The 15,719-nt window shown below is 68.3% G+C and carries 16 protein-coding genes; all 16 read left to right on the forward strand.

The window, feature by feature from the left end; all coding sequences use genetic code 11:
* Positions 1-21: 21 nt before the first annotated feature.
* The 16 genes from nirD to QWY76_RS08575 all read left to right on the forward strand — a co-directional run bounded on the left by nirD (position 22) and on the right by QWY76_RS08575 (position 15,702).
* Positions 22-339: a nitrite reductase small subunit NirD gene (gene nirD / locus QWY76_RS08500; RefSeq protein ID WP_290310699.1), complete on the forward strand. Its 318-nt coding sequence runs from the start codon at positions 22-24 to the stop codon at positions 337-339.
* A 3-nt stretch (positions 340-342) separates the two neighbouring features.
* Positions 343-648, forward strand: coding sequence for a recombinase-like helix-turn-helix domain-containing protein (locus QWY76_RS08505; RefSeq protein ID WP_290310701.1), 306 nt, complete (start codon positions 343-345; stop codon positions 646-648).
* Positions 649-701: 53 nt separating this feature from the next.
* Positions 702-1,733 carry a Rieske 2Fe-2S domain-containing protein gene (locus tag QWY76_RS08510; protein ID WP_290310702.1) on the forward strand — a complete coding sequence of 344 codons (1,032 nt, stop codon included), beginning with the start codon at positions 702-704 and terminating at the stop codon, positions 1,731-1,733.
* Position 1,734: 1 nt separating this feature from the next.
* Positions 1,735-2,490: an SDR family oxidoreductase gene (locus tag QWY76_RS08515; RefSeq protein WP_290310703.1), complete on the forward strand. Its 756-nt coding sequence runs from the start codon at positions 1,735-1,737 to the stop codon at positions 2,488-2,490.
* Between the two features lie 182 nt (positions 2,491-2,672).
* Positions 2,673-3,878 (forward strand): NAD(P)/FAD-dependent oxidoreductase, encoded by a 1,206-nt coding sequence (locus QWY76_RS08520; protein WP_290310704.1) that lies wholly within the window; start codon positions 2,673-2,675, stop codon positions 3,876-3,878.
* A 47-nt stretch (positions 3,879-3,925) separates the two neighbouring features.
* A complete protein-coding gene (locus QWY76_RS08525) occupies positions 3,926-5,200 on the forward strand; it encodes an MFS transporter (protein ID WP_290310705.1) in 1,275 nt (424 codons plus the stop codon).
* Between the two features lie 196 nt (positions 5,201-5,396).
* Positions 5,397-6,524: an FAD-dependent monooxygenase gene (locus tag QWY76_RS08530; RefSeq protein WP_290310706.1), complete on the forward strand. Its 1,128-nt coding sequence runs from the start codon at positions 5,397-5,399 to the stop codon at positions 6,522-6,524.
* 54 nt (positions 6,525-6,578) lie between these two features.
* Positions 6,579-7,556, forward strand: a complete 978-nt coding sequence (gene dctP / locus QWY76_RS08535) for a TRAP transporter substrate-binding protein DctP (protein WP_290310707.1) — start codon at positions 6,579-6,581, stop codon at positions 7,554-7,556.
* Positions 7,557-7,622: 66 nt separating this feature from the next.
* Positions 7,623-8,135 (forward strand): TRAP transporter small permease, encoded by a 513-nt coding sequence (locus QWY76_RS08540; RefSeq protein WP_290310709.1) that lies wholly within the window; start codon positions 7,623-7,625, stop codon positions 8,133-8,135.
* Between the two features lie 46 nt (positions 8,136-8,181).
* Positions 8,182-9,498, forward strand: coding sequence for a TRAP transporter large permease (locus tag QWY76_RS08545; RefSeq protein ID WP_263590833.1), 1,317 nt, complete (start codon positions 8,182-8,184; stop codon positions 9,496-9,498).
* Between the two features lie 28 nt (positions 9,499-9,526).
* Complete coding sequence (locus tag QWY76_RS08550; protein ID WP_290310710.1) at positions 9,527-11,104, forward strand: sulfatase family protein; 1,578 nt, start codon at positions 9,527-9,529, stop codon at positions 11,102-11,104.
* A gap of 335 nt (positions 11,105-11,439) precedes the next feature.
* The gene (locus tag QWY76_RS08555) at positions 11,440-12,252 is read left to right on the forward strand and encodes an IclR family transcriptional regulator (RefSeq protein WP_263590835.1); all 813 of its coding nucleotides are present in this window, start codon (positions 11,440-11,442) and stop codon (positions 12,250-12,252) included.
* Between the two features lie 166 nt (positions 12,253-12,418).
* Positions 12,419-13,348: a VOC family protein gene (locus tag QWY76_RS08560; RefSeq protein ID WP_290310712.1), complete on the forward strand. Its 930-nt coding sequence runs from the start codon at positions 12,419-12,421 to the stop codon at positions 13,346-13,348.
* A gap of 163 nt (positions 13,349-13,511) precedes the next feature.
* A complete protein-coding gene (locus tag QWY76_RS08565) occupies positions 13,512-14,036 on the forward strand; it encodes a cupin domain-containing protein (RefSeq protein ID WP_290310714.1) in 525 nt (174 codons plus the stop codon).
* 11 nt (positions 14,037-14,047) lie between these two features.
* Positions 14,048-14,911, forward strand: a complete 864-nt coding sequence (locus tag QWY76_RS08570) for an alpha/beta fold hydrolase (RefSeq protein WP_290310715.1) — start codon at positions 14,048-14,050, stop codon at positions 14,909-14,911.
* A complete protein-coding gene (locus QWY76_RS08575) occupies positions 14,908-15,702 on the forward strand; it encodes an SDR family oxidoreductase (protein ID WP_290310716.1) in 795 nt (264 codons plus the stop codon). Before QWY76_RS08570 ends, QWY76_RS08575 begins: the two co-directional genes overlap by 4 nt.
* The last annotated feature ends 17 nt before the right edge of the window (positions 15,703-15,719 follow it).

The raw sequence follows: 15,719 nt of genomic DNA on the forward strand, positions 1-15,719 counted from the left end.
CCGATCGATGAGGAACACGTCATGAGTTGGACCCCCGTCTGCAAGACCGACCAGGTGCAGGAAGACTTTCCCTATTCCGCGAAGATCGACGGCAAGGAGATCGGCGTCTATGTGCTCGATGGCGAGTACTACGCCCTCGAGGACGTCTGCCCCCACGCCTATGCCCTGCTGTCCCAGGGCTTCGTCGAGGACGGCCAGGTGGAGTGCCCGCTCCACGAGGCCACCTTCGACATCAAGACCGGCCAGTGCCTGCGAGAGCCGGCCGATCGTGACCTCCACGTCTATCCGGTGCGGATCATCGACGACGAGGTTCAACTGCAGGTGAGCGAGGAGAGCTAAGGCATGGCCCAGCAAGACTACAACCCCCAACTGAAGACCTGGCAGCGCATCATCCCCTCCAGCGAGCCCGGCCAGGGCCACATCGAGGTGCCGGGCGGCTTCGCCAACCCCGTCTGGCAGACCCGTCAGAGCGTGCCGGGGCCCTTCGAACTGGAACTGGTGGAGGCCCTCGAGGAGGTGTTCGCCGAGGGAGTGACCGAGCTGGACGCCCTGGTCGACGGCCTCAATGCGCGCGATCGCCATGACCGCAATGGCCGGCCCTGGACCCAGGAGAGCTTCCTTCGGGAGATGGCGGTCCTGGGGCAGTAAGCCCCCGGTAGCCGACACCCACGTCTTCGCACAATCAACAACGAGGTCGAGTCATGACTAGTGCATCCTCCGACGCCGCCGCCGTTCAGGATTACCTGGATAGCGGCCTGCGCTCGCTGTGGTATCCCGTCGCCGCCAGCTGGGAGGTCGGCAGCAATCCCCTGGGCATCACCCGCCTGGGCGAGAACCTGGTGCTGTGGCGCGGCCATGACGGCACCCTGCATGCCATCGAGGACCGCTGCCCCCACCGCGGCGCCCGCCTCTCCAAGGGCTGGAACCTGGGCGACCGCCTGGCCTGCTGGTACCACGGGGTCGAGGTCAACGGCGAGGGCGAGGTCTGCGATGTCCCGGCGATCAGCAACAGCCCGCTGGTCGGCCAGCCCTGTGTGCGCCGCTACCCCATCCAGGAGGCCCACGGCGCCATCTTCGTCTACTTCGGTACCGCGCCGGACGAGGAGCCCGGCGAGCTGGAGCTGCCGGAGCAGCTAGCCGACGCCGAGACCTACGGCCATTTCCTGTGCACCGCCACCTGGAAGTGCAACTACCAGTATGCCGTCGACAACGTCATGGACCCGATGCACGGCACCTACCTGCACTCGGATTCCCATTCCATGGCCGAGGGCGACCGCCAGGCCGAGATGGTGCTCGAGCCCACCGAGAGCGGCTTCATCTTCAAGAAGACCGGCCAGACCGGCGTCAACTTCGACTGGGTGGAATACGGCAACACCGGCGCCCTCTGGCTGCGCCTGTCGATCCCCTACCAGCAGCGCTTCGGACCGGGCGGCCCCTTCTGGATCGTCGGCATGGCCGTGCCCGAGGACAAGGTCAACACCCGGGTGTTCTTCTGGCGGGTGCGCAAGGTCGATGGCTGGCAGCGTCAGGTGTGGCGCTTCTTCTACCGCACCAAGCTCGAACGGCTGCACTGGGACGTCCTGGAGCAGGATCGCATCATCCTCGAGAACCTGGCGCCCGACGCCCGTCATCACGAGAACCTCTACCAGCACGACGTGGGCCTCTCAAGGCTGCGCCGGGTGATGCTGAAGATGGCCAAGAAGCAGCTGGCCGCGCGCCAGCAGGCGGCCTGAGATGGCGCAGATGCTTTCCGGCAAGCGCATCCTGGTGACCGGCGCCGCGCGCGGCCTGGGGCGCAGCGTCGCCGAGGCCGCCGCCGCCGAGGGCGCCCGGCTGGTGATCAGCGACATCCTCGAGGCCGAGTTGGAGCAGACCGCCGCGGCGCTGCGCGAGGGCGGCGCCGAGGTCGAGGCACATGTCATCGACCAGGCCGACCCCGCCTCCATCGAGGCGGGCATGGCCCGCCTCGCCGACGGCGGCCCCCTGGACGGGCTGGTCAACAACGCCGCCATCGCCACCGGCGTCGGCGGCGAGACGCTGATGGACTACGACATAGCCCTCTGGGACCGGGTGATGACGGTCAACGTGCGCGGTGCCTGGCTGATGACCCGGGCCGCCGTGCCGCTGCTCGAGGCCGCCGGCGGCGGCCGGGTGGTCAACCTGGCCTCGGACACCGCCCTGTGGGGTGCCCCCAGGCTGATGGCCTATGTGGCCAGCAAGGGCGCGGTGATCGCCATGACCCGCGCCATGGCCAGGGAACTCGGCGAGCGCGAGATCGGTGTCAACGCCGTCGCCCCGGGGCTGACCCACTGCGAGGCCACCGAGTATGTCCCCCAGGAGCGCTACGACTTCTATGCCCAGGGCCGAGCCCTGAAACGCGAACAGCAGCCCGACGACGTGGACGGCACCATCCTCTACCTGCTGTCGGACTGGTCGACCTTCGTCACCGGGCAGGTGATCCCGGTCAACGGTGGCTTCGTCTTCAACTAAGAGAGCATTTCCAAACTTTCAGTGGCAATGGGCGCCGGGGATAAGGCGAAGCGAGGGTCCTTTGCCATGGATGGCAAAGGTAGCGCCCAGGGAAGGGTTCACAGCGCCCTCGCGAAGGCTTGTCGCCGGAAAGCCCGCCTCCACCAGTTGGGTTTTGAAAGGAGCTCTAAGGAGCGGCGAACATGACAAGCGATATCCAGCACATCGTGGTGATCGGCGGCGGCCAGGCCGGCGGCTATGCCTGCAAGGCGCTGCGCGGCGAAGGCTTCACCGGCCGCCTGACGGTGGTGGCCGACGAGCCCCACGACTTCTACGAACGCCCACCGCTGTCCAAGGGCGTGGTCACCGAGGGCGAGCCCCTGCCGCGGCTCTTCCCGGCGGACCGCCTGGCGGCCCTCGACATCGACTGGCGTCGCCCCCGGCGGGCCGTCGAGATCGACCGCGAGGCCGGCGAGGTGGTGCTCGACAACGGCGAACGCCTGCCCTACGACCGACTGCTGATCGCTACCGGCAGCCGGCCGCGCCTGCCGGTGCCCGAGTGGGCGGAGATCGGCAATGTCATGACCCTGCGGACATGGGACGATGCCTCCCGGCTCAAGGAACGGCTCGAGAAGAGTCGGCGCATCGGCATCATCGGCGGCGGCTGGATCGGTCTCGAGGTGGCCTCCAGCGCCCGCAAGCTGGGTGTCGAGGTGGACGTCTTCGAGCGCGCCCCGGCACTGTGCGGCCGCAGCGTGGGCCCCGAGGTGGCCGAGGCCATCCGCGAGCTCCACGAGCGCCACGGCGTGGGCCTGGCGCTGAACCGCCAGGACATCCGGCTGAGCGAGGAGGCCGACGGCCGGGTGGCGATCACCGCCGACGGCGAGGCCCACGAGCCCTACGACCTGGTGGTGGTGGGCGTCGGCGTCGAGATCAACCTGGAGCTGGCCCGCGACGCCGGGCTCAGGACCGAGCAGGGGATCATCGTCGATGCCGCCGGGCACACCTCCGATCCCAGGATCTTCGCCGCCGGTGACGTCTCTCAGCATCCCCATCTGGGGCTCTGCCTGCAGTCCTGGGCCTATGCCCAGAACCAGGCTCGGGTGGTGGCCGACGCCATGCTCGGCAAGGAGGCACATTACGACGAGCCGGCCTGGCTGTGGTCCGACCAGCACGGCGTCAACATCCAGATCCTCGGCGTGCCCAGTGGCGAGCTCCATTGCGTGGTCCGCCCGGATCCGCAGGGGCCGGTGTTCTTCTATCTCGACGACGAGAGTCGCCTGGTGCAGATGGTGGCCTTCGATCAGCCGCGCGCCATCAAGCTCGGCAAGCGCTGGCTGGCCGCCGAACGGGTGCTCGCCCCCGAGGCCCTGGGCGACCCCGACTACAACCTGATGCAGCTGCGCTGAGCCGGCCCCCCTGATGACGTGACGACACAACGATAACAGGTGAACCCATGTCCGATACCGCCGCCCCGGCCCTGACGGCCGGAGCCTCGCCCGATGCCGGGCCATCGAGCGGCGCGCGGCGCTGGCTGGTGCCCCTGGCCCTGCTGGCCTGCGTGATCCTGTCCTTCTTCGACAAGATCAGCGTCGCCGTGCTGATCTCGAGTCCCGCCTTCCAGGCCGACCTGGGCCTGGAGGGCGAGTCGACCCGCCTGGGACTGCTGATGACCGGCTTCCTGCTGTCCTACGGGGCCTCGTCGATGTTCCTGGGCTTCCTCGGCGATATCTTCAGCCCGCGGAGCTGCCTCTACGGCATGCTGATCCTCACCGCCAGCATCATGGCGGTGATGGGGTTCGTCGACGATTTCGGCCTCATGCTCGGCCTGCGGGTGCTGCTGGGCATCGCCGAGGGGCCGATGTTCGCGGTGGCCTACACCATCGTCAAGCGGCTCTTCCCGCCGCGGGAGCAGGCCCGGGCGACCATGCTGTGGCTGCTGGGCACGCCGATCGGCGCCACTCTGGGCTTCCCCTTCACCATCTGGGTGGTCGAGCAGTTCGGCTGGCGGGCCAGCTTCTTCGCCATCGCCCTGCTGACGCTGCCGGTGATGCTGCTGGTCTACCTGGTGTTCCGGCGCCTCGACGTCAGCACCCGCTCCCCGGCGCTGCAGCACAGCGACCAGTCCCATGTGCCGCTGTCGTCTCACAAGGTGGCCACCGGCCGGCTGCTCAAGCGCTGGTCGTTCTGGGCGATGTGCCTGTTCAACGTGGCCTTCCTGGCCTATCTATGGGGGCTCAACAGCTGGCTGCCCACCTACCTGGTCCAGGACAAAGGCATCGATCTCGACCAGGCCGGGATCTTCTCCTCGCTGCCGTTCATCGCCATGCTGCTGGGCGAGGTGATCGGCGCCGTCGCCTCCGACCGCTTCGACCGACGCGCGCTGATGTGCTCGATCGCCATGCTCGGGGCGGGCCTGGGGCTGGCGCTGGTGCTGTCCATCGAAGACTCCAACTGGGCGATGATCGCCGCCATGTCGTTCAGTGCCGCCATGTGGGGCGTCGGCGCCCCCAATGTCTTCGCGCTGCTGGCCAAGGCCACCCCCTCCGACGTCAGCGCCACTGCCGGCGGGATCTTCAACGGCCTGGGCAACTTATCCGGCGCCCTGGTGCCGGTGCTGATCGGCGCGCTGATCGTCGCCACCGGCGACATGACCGCCGGCCTGATGTTGATGATGGCCATGGCCTTCCTGGGCGCCGTCGTGCTCCTTCCCCTGATCCGCCGCTACTGAGCGGCCGGCGCCTCTCTTCGACCAGGTATCTTGTTGATTCATCGAGGGGCTTTCTTCGGCTCCGCATGACTCCCGGGTGACGTTTGACAAAGCCCGACGGCGGGCCTACATTGCTAGCATCAAATAATAAACAGAGTTTCAAATATGGCACGCCGGGCGGCGCGCCGTCTGGGACGGCAACAAAGGTAAGAACAGCATGACAAGCCTGAAGATTGGTATCTGCGGTGGGGGTGTCGGCGGTCTCTGCGCGGCGCTGGCGCTGCGTCAACTGGGCCACGAGGCCATCGTCTTCGAACGCGCCAGGCAGTTCCTGCGCATCGGTGCCGACGTCAACCTGACCCCCAACGCCGTGCGCGCCCTGGATCGCCTGGGCGTGGGCGAGGTGCTGCGCGAGACCGCGGCGCGCCCGACCCACCGCATCAGCCGCACCTGGGACACCGGCGAGGAGACCTCGCGACTGCCCATGAGCGAGGCCGCCGAGGAGCGCTATGGCGCCCCGCAGCTGACGATCCATCGCGGCGACCTGCTCCAGGCACTGGAGAAGGCCCTGCCCGATGAGGCCATCCATCTGGGCAAGCAGGCCGAGCGCATCGAGCAGGGCGAGCCGATGCGCATCCATTTCGCCGACGGCAGCCACGCGGACGTCGATCTGGTGATCGGCGGCGACGGCATTCACTCGGCGGTGCGTCGCGAACTGTTCGGCGAGGACCAGCCCGAGTTCACCGGCCTGGTGTCCTATCGCTCGGTGGTGCCGCGCAGCGCGGTGCCGGAGGTCGAGAACCTGGATGCCTTCACCAAGTGGTGGGGGCCGAGCGCCGACGTCCAGGTGGTGGTCTTCCCGCTGACCCGCGGCGAGGAGGTGTTCATCTTCGCCACCACGCCTCAGGACGACTGGCGCGAGGAATCCTGGACCCTGCCCGGTGACGTCGAAGAACTGCGCCGGGTCTACCGGGACTTCCATCCCGACGTACGGGTCCTGCTGGCCGCCTGTGACGGCGTGACCAAGTCGGCGCTCTACGTGCGCGAGCCCATGGAACGCTGGTCGGTGGGGCATGCCACCCTGCTCGGCGACGCCGCCCACCCCATGGTGCCCTTCATGGCCCAGGGCGCCTGCATGGCCATCGAGGACGCCGTGGTGCTGTCGCGCTGCCTGGAAGGCATCGACCGCGACGGCCTCGCCGCGGCGCTGGAACGCTACGAGTCGGCCCGCAAGGAACGTACCGCCAAGGTGCAGCGCGGCTCCCGGGCCAACGACTGGCTCAAGGGCGAGGGAAATGCCGACTGGGTCTACGGCTACGATGCCTGGGGCGTGGAACTGGCCTGACGCCGGCCGCCACTCTCCGAACGCTTCAATAACAACACCCGAGGAAATCCCCGCATGACCAAGAAGCTCCTGACCAAGTCCCTGCTGGGCCTGTCCCTGGCGGCCGCCGCCGGTGCCGCCCAGGCCGAGGAAATCACCCTCAACGCCGTCTCCTTCACGCCCAAGACCGCGGTGGTCTCCCACGGCTTCGAGGCCTTCGTCGAGGCCATCAACGAGACGTTCGACGGCGAACTGCAGATCAACTGGCGCGGCGGCCCCGAGGTGATGCCGCCCTTCCGCCTGGCCGACGCCGTACGCAATGGCTCCATCGACATGGCGCTGACCAGCCCCAGCTACTATTCCGGCCTGGTGCCCTCGGCCACCGCCTCCAACCTGTCGTTCAAGACCTACGACGAGATCGCCCAGTCCGGCTACCTGGAGCGGATGACCGAGGTCCACGCCGAGCGGGGCCTGCACTATCTCGGCGAGATCCCGGCGAGTCCCGTGAAGTTCTTCCTGTTCTTCAAGGACGAGGTGACCGGCCTCGACGACATCGCCGGCAAGCGCATCCGCGTCTTCCCCACCATCCTGCCCTTCGTCGAAGCGCTCGGCGCCGAGCCCCTGGTGCTGCCCATGGGCGAGATCTACACCGCCATGGAGCGCGGCGTCATCGACGGCTTCGCCCAGAGCAACCTGGGTTGGGTCGATCAGTTCGAGGACGTGGTCAACTACTACATCACCCCTCCCTACTATCGAGCCGGTTTCAACGTGCTGGTCAACCCGGAGGCCTGGAGCGAACTGCCCGAGGACCTGCAGGGCCGCGTACAGGCCTACCTGCGCGAAGAGCTGGCGCCCGAGATCGACGCTAGCTGGGACGAGATTATCGCCACCGGCTATGCGCAGATGGACGAGGCCGGCTTCCAGGAGATCGAGCTGACCGGCGAGGCCGCCGACGAGTACATCGCGACCGCCATCGAGGCGGCCTGGAGCCATCTCGCCGAGGACGTGGATCCCGAACTGCATGCCGACCTCAAGGCCATGCTGGTCGAGTGATGCTTCCCCGTGCCCGGCGCCCACCTCCGGGGCGCCGGGCCCTGACCACCTATCGGGGCCTTCGCTATGGATGACTCCCTTTCCGCCGAGTGCCTACCGTCCAACGCCTTCATGCGTGGCGTCAGCCGGTTGAACCTGTGGCTGGCCTGGCTCAGTGGCGTGGTGCTGGTCCTCGCCACCGCCTTGGTGTTCCTGGAGATTCTCTCCCGGGTATTGTTCGACAACTCCCTGGTCTGGGTCATCGAGCTCAGCGAATACTCGCTGCTCTACATGACCTTTCTCGGCGCGCCCTACCTGCTCGAGAAGCACCGCCACGTGGCCATCGACCTGGTCACCGATGCCCTGCCCGAGTGGCCGCGCCGCCTGCTGGTCGCCCTGATGAGCGCCCTGGCGGGGGTGGCCTGCGGCTACTGCGCCTGGGTCGGCGGTCTGGTGACCCTCGACCAGCTCGAGTACGGGATGCGCGAGACCACCCTGATGCGACCGCCCAGCTACCTGATCACCATGGTCTTCCCCCTCGGCATGCTGCTGCTCGCGATCCAGTTCGTGGCGCAGACTCTCGACAGTTTCAAGCGCTGAGCCGCAACAGGCTCGCGCACAGACAACATCTCCCCTGGAGGCTTATATGGACTGGTGGCTGACGCTGCTTCTGCTCATGGGACCGCTCCTGCTGCTGATGATGCTCGGCATGCCGGTGGCGTTCGCCTTCCTGGTCGTCAACCTGGTCGGCGCCTATGTGCTGCTGGGCGGCATGTCCGGCGTCGAACAGCTGGTGATCAACACCACCGGCGCACTGACCAGCTTTACCCTGGTGCCCATCGCCATGTTCATGATCATGGGCGAGGTGATGTTCCGCTCGGGCATCGCCAACGATCTGCTGGATACGCTGGATAAATGGTTTGGAAAACTTCGGGGAAGACTGGCCTTTATGGCCGTGGGTGGCGGGGTGCTGTTCTCCACCCTGACCGGCAACAGCATGGGCTCCATCGCCCTGCTGGGCTCCAGCCTGGTGCCTGAGATGGAGAAGCGCGGCTACCAGAAGCCCATGTCGCTGGGGCCTGTCCTCGGCTCCGCCGGCCTGGCGATCATGATCCCGCCGAGCTCGCTGGCCGTGGTGCTGGGCGTGGTGGCCGAGCTGCCGATCGGGCGGCTGCTGATCGCCATCATCCTGCCGGGCCTGCTGATGGCGGTGCTCTATACCGTCTACATTCTCGGCCGCTGCACCCTGCAGCCGGACGTGGCGCCGTCCTTCGACGTCGCCCCCACATCGACGCGGGTCAAGCTCGAGGCCGGGGCCCGCAACATCCTGCCCATCGGCATCATCGTCTTCGCCGTGGTCGGGGTGATCTTCCTGGGCCTGGCCACGCCCACCGAGGCGGCGGCCTCCGGCGCCGTGGCCACGGTGCTGCTGGCTCTGCTCAAGCGCCGCCTGAGCCTCGGTATCTTCCAGAGCTCGATGTTCGAGAGCGCCGCCATCTCGGTGATGGTGCTGCTGATCGTGGCCGGCGCCATCGCCTTCACCCAGCTGCTGTCCTTCACTGGGGCGACCTTCGGCCTGATGGACGCCGTGCTCGGCCTGCCGTTCGGCGACAAGACCATCGTGCTGGCCATGGTGCTGACCATCGTGGTGTTGGGCATGTTCATGGGGCCGCTGCCGATCATGATGATCACCCTGCCGATCTTCGTGCCGGTGGTGGAGCAGTTTGGCTTCGACCCCCTGTGGTTCGCGGCGCTGTTCCTGATCGCCATCGAGACCGGCTCCACCTCGCCGCCGCTGGGCGCCGCGCTGTTCGTGATGAAGGCGGTGGCGCCCCAGGGCACGGGCATGGGCAGCATCTACAAGGCCGCGGTGCCCTTCCTGGTCTGCGATTTCCTGGCCATCGCCATCGTCTTCGCCTTCCCCGAGATCGTCACCTGGCCGGTCGGGCTGATGTTCGATTGAGTCGGCGACCCCGAGCGAGGAGACTGCGATGCGACGCCCGAACTTTATCGTCTTTATCACCGACCAGCAGCGTGCCGAGCATCTGGGCTGCTACGGCGACCCGACCGTCAGGACGCCGCACCTGGACGGCCTGGCCGCCTCGGGGGTGCGTTTCACGCGCTTCCACGTGACCACGCCGATCTGTCAGTCCAACCGGGCCTGCCTGGTCACCGGCCAGCAGCCGTCGGTCAACGGGGTGCGCCAGAACGGCATCCCGCTGGACCTGGACAGCGTGACCTTCGCCGACGTGCTGCGCGGGGCCGGTTATCACACCGGCTATATCGGCAAGGCGCATTTCCAGAACGTCACCGACATCCCCGCGCCCGAGCGGCGCCAGGGCGGCGACGGTGAGGCGCTGCCCGCGGCACTGGGGCACAGCCTGCGCCGCCAGCGCGACGGCGACGCCTACCGCTGGGAGGTGCGCCGGCGCTGGGCCGAGACGCCGGACCTCGAGCTGCCCACGCCCTACTACGGCTTCGATCATGTGCGGCTGTGCATCGGCCACGGCGACGGGGTCGAGGGCCACTACGGCGCCTGGCTGCGCGAGCGCCACGCCGATCCGGACGCGCTGCGCGGGCCGGCCAACGCCCTGCCCGACGAGACCATCACGGCGCCGCAGTGCTGGCGTACGGCGCTGCCCGAAGCCTCCTATCCGACCGCCTACGTCGCCGACCAGGCCTGCGCGTTTCTCGACGAGCAGGACGACGAGACGCCCTTCGTGCTGGTGGTGTCCTTTCCCGATCCGCACCACCCCTTCACGCCCCCCGGCCGCTACTGGTCGATGTACGACCCCGACGAGGTGGTGCTGCCGGCCACGGCGGGGCGTTCGGTCGAGGCCATCGCCGGCCTGCCGGACGCGGCGCTGGCGGCCTATCGCTGGGGACGCGACGAGCCCGACAGCCACTGGCCGCTGAGCCTGTCCGAGCGCCAGCTCCGCGAGATCATCGCCCTCAACTACGGCAGCATCTCGATGGTCGACGATGCCGTGGGCGAGGTGCTGGGACGGCTCGCGGCCAGGGGGCTCGCCGACGACACCGTGGTGGCCTTCACCTCGGACCACGGCGACTACATGGGCGATTACGGCACCGTGCTCAAGCTCGGCCTGCACTTCCAGAGCGTGGTGCGCGTGCCGCTGATCTGGCACGACCCTCGCTCGCCCGACCCGGGTGGGCGCGTCTCGGCGCGGCTCGGCAGTGCCATCGACCTGGCGCCGACGCTGTTGCAGCGCGCCGGCCTGAGGATGCCCGTCGGCATGCAGGGGCGCGACCTGTTCGACGAGAGTTGGCCGGCGCCGCCGGTGCTGATCGAGGATGCCGGCATCCAGGTGTTCCGCGATGGCGACGCCGACAGCGGCATCACCACCCTGGTCACCGAGGCGTGGCGGCTCAGCCTGTTCGAGGGCGAGGCGGGCGGCGAGCTCTATCACCTGGCCGAGGACCCCCACGAGACCCGCAACTTGTGGGCCGATCCGGCCCACCAGGGAGCCAAGGCGATGTTGCTGGAGCGACTGGCGCGGCGCATGGCCGAGCTGCGTGACAAGCGCTTGTCGGCCACGGCGCGGGCCTGAGGACGCGGTGCCGTCGGCGATAGGCGTGCCGTCCTCGGGAATGGCCCGAGAGGGGGGGGATTTTTTCCCTTTTAAAATCAATGGATTGTGCGCGACTGTAGGCGAAGCCAACGGGCCTTGACAAACAGCGGTCCGATGTCTATCTTCAAGCTGTATCAAATAAGAAATACTGTTTAATATTTGAATTAAAGGCGGCGCCAAGCCGTCGAGGCAAGCCGAGGCGCAATCGGCTCCCGGGTCCCGATCCGGTATCGTAGGCGCGAGGGCGCCAGGGCTCAGCGAGAAGCCCGCCAGCCGGCGCGGAAACCGACCCGACACCAAGAGGCGATGACGCGATGAGCGACACCGAGAAGGACGCACGGAAGTACCTGATCCCGGGCCTGGAGCGTGGCCTGATCATCCTGATGGAGCTGAGCCGCAGCCATCGGGAGATGAGCTTCGCCGAGATCGTCAAGCGCGTCGACATCCCCAAGGCCACGGCCTACCGCGCCATCCAGACCCTGGAGTACATGGGCTTCATCCGGCGCCATCCATCCACCGGGCTGTATTCGCTGGGGGTCAACGTGCTGCGGCTGGGTTTCGAGTACGTCGCCTCCCTGGACGTGGTGCAGGTCGGCCAGCCGGTGATCGAGTCGCTGCGCGACAAGACCGGCTGCTCGAGCCATATCGCCATTCGCGACGGCCGCGACGTCATCTACGTGGCCCGGGTCAGCGCCGCCAACGCCACCATCCGCCGGGTCAGCGTCGGCACCCGCCTGCCGGTGCATCGCACCTCTCTGGGCCGGATGCTGCTGACCGGCCTGAGTCGCGAGGCCTTCGAGGCGCTCTATCCCGAGGACAGCCTGCCGGACAGCGAACCCGGTGCGCCGACGGATCGCGAGGCGCTCTGGGCTCTGGTCCAGGAGGATCGCGAGCGGGGCTACGTGATCGGCGAATCCTACTTCCAGTTCGGCATCTCCTCGATCGTCTACCCGCTGTTCAACCACGACGGCGAGGTCGAGGGGGTGGTCAGTATCATGGTGCCGGTGCACGAGATCCCGGAAGCCGACCGCGACCGCCTGCGACTCGAGGTCGCCGAGGCGGCCGGCAGCATCTCCAATCTGCTGGGCTACCAGGGCAGTGCCGGAGGGCAGCGCCAGATGAGATGAACATGCCCTGATCCATTCCGCCGGGCGCTCGACTCGCCTGCGCCCGGCACGCGCCAACACGGCAACCAGACGACTGTCGCGAGGCCTTCGCCTCGCGAACGGGGACCCTTTGTGTCCGTGACGTCGCCGGAGTGACGGCCGAGGTCACATTCAGCAGGAGATCGACATGAGTATCGTGGGTATCGAAACATTGGAGTTCGGCGCCGAGGACGTCGAGGCCGGCAAGCAATTCGTCGCGGACTTCGGCCTGGCGCCGGTCGACGCTGAGGACGGGGCCGCGTCCTTCGAGACGCTCAACGGTGCCCGCCTGGTGGTGCGCGGCATCGACGACCCGGCGTTGCCCGCGGCCTTCGAGGAGGGCTCGACCCTGCGCCGCATGACCTGGGGCGTGGCGGACGCCGCGGCCCTGGACACGCTGCGGGAACGCCTGCGCGACCAGCCCGGCTTCGTCGACCACGGCGACAGCCTGGAGTGCCGCGACCCCAATGGCCTGACCGTGTGCATCCGGCCCACCCGGCTCAAGGACGTCGAACTGGAGGTCACCCCGATCAACCAGTGGGGCGACATGAAGCGCGTCGACCAGCCGAGCCCGGTCTACGAGCGGGCCACGCCGGCGAGCATCGGCCATGCGGTGTTCTTCGTCGACGACCTCGAGGCCTGTGAGCGCTTCTATCGCGAATTGCTGGGCTTCTCGGTCTCCGACCGCTACATCGAGCGCGCCGTCTTCCTGCGCATGCAGGCGCGCGGCGGCCACCACAACCTCTTCCTGCTCAAGCTGCCGCATCGCGGCGCGGGGCTCAACCACGTGGCCTTCACGGTGCGCGACATCCACGAGGTGATCGGCGGCGGCCTGGCCATGAACCGGCGCCAGTGGAGCACCTTCATCGGCCCGGGGCGGCACCCGATCTCATCGGCCTACTTCTGGTACGTCAATAGCCCCCTGGGCGGTGCCTTCGAGTACTACACCAACGAGGACTACCTGACCGAGGCCTGGGAGCCGCGCGAGATGCAGCACTCCCTGGAGTCGTTCACCGAGTGGGCCATCGAGGGCGGCATCGACGCCGAGACCCGGCGCCAGAAGAAGGCCGACGCCTGATCCATGGCCGGGCCCGAGGCCCGGCGCCCCCAGCGTCACCATCGATGCCGGTCGCCTGCGGGCGGCCGGCCCGGGGACCCCTCGTCCCGAATCCGGCCCCGGCCGCGCGGCGAGGCCTCCCCCGAACACCACCAACCACCGCGCGATCCCGAGGAGAGACACCATGTCCGAACAATTCGCTACCTGGAAGAAACCCGACGACCTGTCCTTCGAGGACTGGATCGAAACGCGCATCGCGCGCTTCAAGGGCCGCAAGTACGACTGGAACGCCCTGAAGTTCCAGGCCGACTACGATCCCAAGTACCGTCGCGCCCAGATGCGCTACATCGGCACCGGCGCCACCGGCGTGGCCAACGACACCAATACCATCCCGGCCGAGCACTTCACCTTCTCGACCATGGTGCTGCCGTCCAGGTGCGAGGGGCCGCTGCACGTGCATGACGACGTCGAGGAAGTCTTCTTCGTCCTCAAGGGCTCCATTCGCCTGTTCCTCAAGGACGGCGACCGCTACACCGAGACGGTGCTCGAGGAACGCGACGTGGTCTCCATCCCGCCGGGCATCTACCGCGGCCTGCTCAACGAGAGCGAGGAGGAGGCCCTGATGTGCGTGATGCTGGGCACGCCCAAGCCGCAGATCCCCACCTACCCGGACGATCACCCGCTGTCCAGGGTCAAGCGCGACGGATGAGGGGGCCGGCCATGACACCCCAGGCAATGACACCCCAGGCAATGACACCCCGGCACCTGACCCTCGACGCCGGGCGCCAGGCCTACCGCGAAAGTGGCGAGGGCCCCACCATCGTGCTGCTGCACGGCATCAGCTCCGGGGCGGCCTCCTGGGCGCCGCTGGCTCCCTATCTAGCCGGCTACCACCTGCTGGCCTGGGACGCCCCGGGCTACGGCGACAGCCGGCCGCTGGCGAATGAGGTGCCCACGGCCGCCGACTATGCCGAGCGCCTCGACGCCTGGCTCGACGCCCTAGGCATCGAGCGCTGCGTGCTGGTGGGCCACTCGCTGGGGGCGATGATGGCCAGCGCCTTCGCGGCCCGCCGACCCGGGCGGCTGGCCGGGGTGATCCTGGCCGACCCGGCGCTGGGCTACCGCGACGCCGACGCGACCAAGCGCGACGAGGTCTATCGCAGTCGCTGGACGATGCTCGCCGAGCAGGGTCACGAGGCCTATGCCGCGGCGCGCGCCCCGCGCCTGCTGCGCGACGGCGCCGATCCGGCCGACGTCGCCCGGGTGCGCGAGGGCATGCGGCGCCTCCACGTCGAGGGCTTCGCCCAGGCCAGCTGGATGCTGGCCAACGACGCCCTGGAGGGCTATGTGCCCGGGGGGCTGCCGGTGCCGGCCATGGTGCTGTGCGGCGACGAGGATGCCATCACCACCCCCGAGGCCTCGCGGACCCTCGCCGAGCGCCTGGGGTTGCCCTATCGCGACATTCCGCGGGCCGGCCACGCCAGCCACATCGACGCCCCGGCGGCCTTCGCCGAGGCCGTCGCGGCCTTCGCCGGGCCGCTGCTGGCGCCTGCCACCCGGACCCGAGAGAGGACGACACCATGAGCTTTATGATCGAAGACCGGGTGGCGGTGGTCACCGGCGGATCCTCGGGGATCGGCCTCGAGACCGTGCGCCTGCTGTTGACCCATGGCGCCAGGGTGGCGCTGTGCGGCCGCAATCCCGAGCGGCTCGAGGCGGCCCGCGCCGCCCTCGCCGAGGAATTCCCCGCCGCCGAGCTGCTGGCCGAGACCTGCGACGTGCTCGACGAGGCCTCCTGTGCGGCCTTCGCCGCGGCCGTCCGCGAGCGCTTCGGCGGCACCGACATGCTGATCGCCAACGCCGGCCAGGGCTACGTGGCCCACTTCGACGACACCCCGCGGGAGGCCTGGCTGTCCGAGGCCACCCTCAAGCTGTTCGGGGTGATCAATCCCTTGAGCGCCTTCCGCGCCCAGCTGGCGGCCTCCGAGCTCGGCTCGCTGACCTGCGTCAACTCGCTGCTGGCGCTGCAGCCCGAGCCGCACATGATCGCCACCTCGGCGGCCCGGGCGGCCCTGCTCAACATGACCCACTCGCTGTCCCACGAGCTGATCGATGACGGCATCCGGGTCAACTCCATCCTGCTGGGCATGGTCGAGTCCGGCCAGTGGCGCCGCCGCTTCGAGCAGCGCGACGATCCGTCCCAGAGCTGGGAGCAGTGGATCGGCGCCATCGCCGCCAAGCGCGGCATCCCCATGGGCCGCCTGGGCCGCCCGGAGGAGCCGGCGCGTGCCCTGGTCTTCCTGGCCTCCCCGATGGCTTCCTTCACCACCGGCGCCGCCCTGGATGTCTCCGGTGGCTTCAACCGCCACCTCTAAGAAAGACGACGGAGAAT

Origin of the sequence: Halomonas maura (assembly GCF_030409305.1) — a bacterium.
Taxonomy (GTDB): Bacteria; Pseudomonadota; Gammaproteobacteria; order Pseudomonadales; family Halomonadaceae; genus Halomonas; species Halomonas maura.

What these genes read in the sequence shown, in the direction of transcription:
- nirD (WP_290310699.1), top strand. Translation starts at nt 22, where the DNA reads ATGAGTTGGACCCCCGTCTGCAAGACCGACCAGGTGCAGGAAGACTTT.
- QWY76_RS08505 (WP_290310701.1), top strand. Translation starts at nt 343, where the DNA reads ATGGCCCAGCAAGACTACAACCCCCAACTGAAGACCTGGCAGCGCATC.
- QWY76_RS08510 (WP_290310702.1), top strand. Translation starts at nt 702, where the DNA reads ATGACTAGTGCATCCTCCGACGCCGCCGCCGTTCAGGATTACCTGGAT.
- QWY76_RS08515 (WP_290310703.1), top strand. Translation starts at nt 1,735, where the DNA reads ATGGCGCAGATGCTTTCCGGCAAGCGCATCCTGGTGACCGGCGCCGCG.
- QWY76_RS08520 (WP_290310704.1), top strand. Translation starts at nt 2,673, where the DNA reads ATGACAAGCGATATCCAGCACATCGTGGTGATCGGCGGCGGCCAGGCC.
- QWY76_RS08525 (WP_290310705.1), top strand. Translation starts at nt 3,926, where the DNA reads ATGTCCGATACCGCCGCCCCGGCCCTGACGGCCGGAGCCTCGCCCGAT.
- QWY76_RS08530 (WP_290310706.1), top strand. Translation starts at nt 5,397, where the DNA reads ATGACAAGCCTGAAGATTGGTATCTGCGGTGGGGGTGTCGGCGGTCTC.
- dctP (WP_290310707.1), top strand. Translation starts at nt 6,579, where the DNA reads ATGACCAAGAAGCTCCTGACCAAGTCCCTGCTGGGCCTGTCCCTGGCG.
- QWY76_RS08540 (WP_290310709.1), top strand. Translation starts at nt 7,623, where the DNA reads ATGGATGACTCCCTTTCCGCCGAGTGCCTACCGTCCAACGCCTTCATG.
- QWY76_RS08545 (WP_263590833.1), top strand. Translation starts at nt 8,182, where the DNA reads ATGGACTGGTGGCTGACGCTGCTTCTGCTCATGGGACCGCTCCTGCTG.
- QWY76_RS08550 (WP_290310710.1), top strand. Translation starts at nt 9,527, where the DNA reads ATGCGACGCCCGAACTTTATCGTCTTTATCACCGACCAGCAGCGTGCC.
- QWY76_RS08555 (WP_263590835.1), top strand. Translation starts at nt 11,440, where the DNA reads ATGAGCGACACCGAGAAGGACGCACGGAAGTACCTGATCCCGGGCCTG.
- QWY76_RS08560 (WP_290310712.1), top strand. Translation starts at nt 12,419, where the DNA reads ATGAGTATCGTGGGTATCGAAACATTGGAGTTCGGCGCCGAGGACGTC.
- QWY76_RS08565 (WP_290310714.1), top strand. Translation starts at nt 13,512, where the DNA reads ATGTCCGAACAATTCGCTACCTGGAAGAAACCCGACGACCTGTCCTTC.
- QWY76_RS08570 (WP_290310715.1), top strand. Translation starts at nt 14,048, where the DNA reads ATGACACCCCAGGCAATGACACCCCAGGCAATGACACCCCGGCACCTG.
- QWY76_RS08575 (WP_290310716.1), top strand. Translation starts at nt 14,908, where the DNA reads ATGAGCTTTATGATCGAAGACCGGGTGGCGGTGGTCACCGGCGGATCC.